3 protein-coding genes are annotated in these 4,049 nt (G+C 74.6%); 2 read left to right on the top strand and 1 reads right to left on the bottom strand.

The features are described 5' to 3' along the window. Window positions 1-305: 305 nt before the first annotated feature. Window positions 306-1,445, top strand: coding sequence for a WD40 repeat domain-containing protein (locus ACFV6I_RS35585; protein ID WP_380430043.1), 1,140 nt, complete (start codon window positions 306-308; stop codon window positions 1,443-1,445). 14 nt (window positions 1,446-1,459) lie between these two features. Here the strand turns inward: ACFV6I_RS35585 and ACFV6I_RS35580 are convergent, their stop codons facing one another. Then, window positions 1,460-2,356, bottom strand: coding sequence for an alpha/beta fold hydrolase (locus tag ACFV6I_RS35580; protein ID WP_380430040.1), 897 nt, complete (start codon window positions 2,354-2,356; stop codon window positions 1,460-1,462). 317 nt (window positions 2,357-2,673) lie between these two features. On the opposite strand from ACFV6I_RS35580, the gene ACFV6I_RS35575 reads away from it, so the two are divergent. Next, window positions 2,674-3,927, top strand: a complete 1,254-nt coding sequence (locus ACFV6I_RS35575; protein WP_380430037.1) for an MFS transporter — start codon at window positions 2,674-2,676, stop codon at window positions 3,925-3,927. Window positions 3,928-4,049 lie beyond the last annotated feature (122 nt).

Below are 4,049 nucleotides of genomic sequence, written 5' to 3'. Positions count from 1 at the left end.
CGGCACGCGGTGGCGCCCCCGGTGAAGGGATACCCCGGCACCGGGGCCGCCTCGTGCGCTGAGCGGGGCTCACGCGCTGAGCGGGGCCGCGTCATGCGCTGAGCGGCGGCGATCCGGGCAGCGTCGCGCCCGCCGTGTGCCCCGTCACGCGCCCCGTCATGTGCCGTAGGCATGGGCGCCATGGCGTCTACGCCGAATCGTCGACTGCGTCATCGGCGCCCAACTCGCCTTCCCCGCCCCATACTCTGGCTCCCGCCGATGCGGACGCATCGTGTGTCGCAGGGGAGGATTTCGTGAAGTCGCTCATGGCAAGGGCCCGTTGGCTGGGCACCGCGGCATCGGTCGGCCTGCTGCTGACCACCGGAACCGGGGTCGCCACCGCACAGCCCGCCACCACCACGGCCCCCCAGGTCGTCCCGGTGGGGTACGCGTACCCGACGACCGCCGTCACCCCGGACGGCACGAAGGCCTACGTCGGGGTGACCGACGACCCCCGCGGCACGCCCGTGGTCAAGGTCGTCGACACCCGGACCGGCGGGATCACCGCCCGGCTCACCCTTTCCACCGACGCGAACTCCTTCGTCGGCGCGCTGGCGATGAGCCCCGACGGCACGCGGCTGTACGCGACCGTGGGGGCGCAGCACCTGGTCACCATCGACACCGACAGCGACACGGTGGCCGCCGACGTCCTGCTCCCGATCCAGCCGCACCCCGACGGGTACGTGGACGGCTCACCGAGCTCCCTCGTGGTCAGCCCGGACGGCGCCGGCGTCTACCTGGCCCAGAACGGGCCACGGCAGCGCTGGGGCTTCCAGCCCGCCCGGGTCCTCGCGTACTCGACCGCCACCGGTACCTTCACCGCCTCCGTCGGCGTCACCGACTTCAGCGTCGGTTCGATCGTCCTGCGCCCCAACGGCCAGGACCTGTACGTCACCACCGGAGCCGGCCTGGTCCACCTGGCCGCCACGCCCACCTCGCTCACCACCGTCCGCACCCTCACCGCCGGACACGGCGCCTCCGGCGGCGCGGTGCTCAGCCCCGACGGCAGCACGCTGTACGGCCTCGGCGGCTACGAGAGCGACTACCTCGTCGACACCGAGACCGATACCGTCACCGAGAACTTCCACTTCGCACCGGGCAACACCGACCTCCGCTACCCGGTCGTCAGCCCGGACGGGAGCCGCCTGTACTTCATCTCCAAGTCGACCGTCTTCGTCGCCCCGGGCGGACCCACCCCTCCCGGCTACCACTACGAGAGCGTGATCCTCTCCTACGACACCGAGGCCCACGCGCTCGTCCCCGCCGAGACGGTGAACCCGCAGAAGGTGGAACTCGCCACCGGCCTGGCACTCGCCCCGGACGGCCACACCTTCTACCTCGGCGGCAACACCTACCCCGGCGGCGTTCCGGGCATCGCCGCCAGCCTGGAGATCATCGGAAACTGACGGCCAGTCAATTTTTAGGCGGGTGCCCGGCCCTCGACGATCCGCCGGATCTCGCGCGCCAGGGTGTCGGGGTCGCTGGTCGGCACCAGATGGTCGGCGTCGGCCGCCAGTACGTGGCGCCCGACCTCGGCCCGGCCGACGCGGTGGGCGTGCGAGGCGTTCACGGCCTCCCGGACCTTCGAGCCCATGCCGGTCGAGGTCCGGACGGCCGAGACCACCGTGAGCGGGATGCCGCCCAGGGCCGGCGGGTTCTCCTTCATGGCGGTCAAGTCCGCCACCACTGAGCCGAGTTCGGATCCCCGGGTGCGGATGGTGGAGACGGTGAACCCCTCCTCGCGCATCTCGGCCGCGGCGTCCGCCGGCAGGGCGTCGAGCATCGGCCGGAAGGCCCGGGCCAGCAGGCCGGTGCGGGCCAGCAGCATGCTGACCGCCTGCCCGATCCGCTCCTGGCGGCGCACCGAGGGCGCGAACACCAGGTCGCAGGACTCGTCCGTCGGGTCGGCCAGCACCAGGCCCGCGATCCGCTCGGGGCGGGCCGCAGCGGCTATCCGGACGATCGGCCCGCCCCAGCTGTGCCCGACCAGGACGAACGGCCCGGGGCCGAGGCCGCCGAGGTGGTCGAGGTGGTCGAGGTGGTCGAGCAGGTCGTTGAGGTCCTCGGCGAGGCGGCGCAGCGGGCGCGGCGCCGGGTCCGGCGCGCTGCGGCCGAGCCCGCTGCGGTCGTACGCCACCGTGGCCGCGACCCCGTCCAGCCGGAGCTGCACCGGCGCCCAGTACGAGCGGCTGGAGGCGAGCCCGCCTTCCAGCACGACCGTCGGCACGCCCTCGCCGCCGGGCCCCGGCCGCCGCATGTAGAACAGCTCCCGGCCGTCCCGTGTCCGCGCCCGCCCCGGCTCACCCTGACTGTGCATCCCCGGCACCGCCCTCACCCTCGACCAGCCATCAAGTTTGGTTAGCCTAACCTCACTTCCCTGGTGATCGCGACCACCCTCGGCCGACCTGCGAGGCGGCGGGCGGCGGCGGGGTCGGTCAGTGGTCGGCCGCCGTGCCACCGGCCGGACCAGGGCGGCAGCCTGTGACCTGGGGTCACAGGATGACCGCCTGTCTGGCTGGCCGCGAGGGCCGTCCGCAGGATGGCCGCATCGGACTCCTGCCCTCCCGTCGCGGCCGCTTCCGCCTGCCGTCCGAAGGCCCGGCCGCTCCCTCGCACGACAAGGTGGTGATCGCTGTGAGCAGCATCTCCGACCCGCCCCGGCCCGAACAGGCCGAGGACGTCCCGCCCCTGGCGCCGGCCCAGGCCTTCGAACGGTGGCGCTACGCGGGAGTGTTCCTCCTGCTGTTCCTGTTCGGCACGGAGACCTTCCTGGTGTCGCCGCTGCTGCCGACCATCGCGGACTCGGTGCACACCACCGAGGCGGCCGCCGCCTCCAGCGTCACCGCCTACGTGCTGGTGTACGCCGTCGCGGCGCCCTTCCTCGGGCTGCTGAGCGACCGGTTCGGCCGCCGCCGCACCCTGGTGGCGGGCACCCTGCTGTTCGTCGTGTCCAACGCGGCGGCCGCCCTCTCCACCGGGCTGACGCTGCTGGTCGTCTCCCGCGCGGTGGCCGGGCTGGCGGCGGCCGCGGCCGGGCCGGCGATCTGGGCGCACATCGCCGAGACCGCACCGGAGGCGGTGCGCGGCCGGGCCCTCGGCCTGGGCATGGCGCTGTTCTCCTGCGGCCAGGTGATCGGCGTGCCGCTCGGCGGCTTCCTCGCCGGACTGGCCGGCTGGCGGTCGGCGTTCTGGGCGCTGACCATCGGCACCGCGGCGGCCGTGCCGCTGCTGCTGAGCCAGGTCCAGCGCCGCTCGGCGCAGGCGGCCGCGCCGCAGGTGGGGGCGGTCCGGGCGATCCTGGCGGGCTGGGCCGACCCGACGCTGCGGCGCGCCCTGCTGGTCAACACGGTGTTCAACACGGCCAACCTGGGCGCCTACACCTTCCTCGGCGCGGTGCTGGTGCAGCGCTTCGACCTGTCGGTGCAGGCCCTGGGCCTGGTGGGCGTGCTGGTCGGTGCGGGCAGCCTGGTCGGCTCGCTGCTGGGCGGCCGGCTCGGGGACCGGGCCAGGACCGCCGGGCGCTCCGACCTGCCGATGCTGCCGCTGTGGGGCGTGCTGCTGGCGGCGGGCGTCGCGCTGGCGGCCAAGGGGCCCGGCCTGGTCCTCGCCCTGGCCGGCGTGGTGGTGTGGTTCCTGGCCTCCGGAGGCTTCGTGACGGACCAGCAGACGCTGGCCGGCACCATCGCCCCGGAGCTGCGCGCGACCTCCAGCGCGTGGCTGACCTCGACCATGTACGCGGGCACCGGCCTCGGCGCCTGGGCGATCGGCACCTTCGGCAACGTCACGGACGGCACCCTGCTGATCGGCACCGGGCTCGCGCTGGTGGCCGCCCTGGGCGCGCTGGCGGTCAGCCTCGGCCTGCGCCGGTCCACCGCATCGGGCACCTGAGGCCCCGCCGGAACGGCCGGGATGCCCGGCAGGGCCGGCGGCTCAGCCGACCCGGCGCTCCCCCTCCACCACGGGGGGGGGGCGCGGCAGGCCCCCGGAGGAGAGGGGTCGCGCGGTCGCGG

Source organism: Kitasatospora sp. NPDC059803 (assembly GCF_042732255.1).
Taxonomy (GTDB): Bacteria; Actinomycetota; Actinomycetes; order Streptomycetales; family Streptomycetaceae; genus Kitasatospora.
This window is presented reverse-complemented; position numbering and strand designations above follow the sequence as displayed.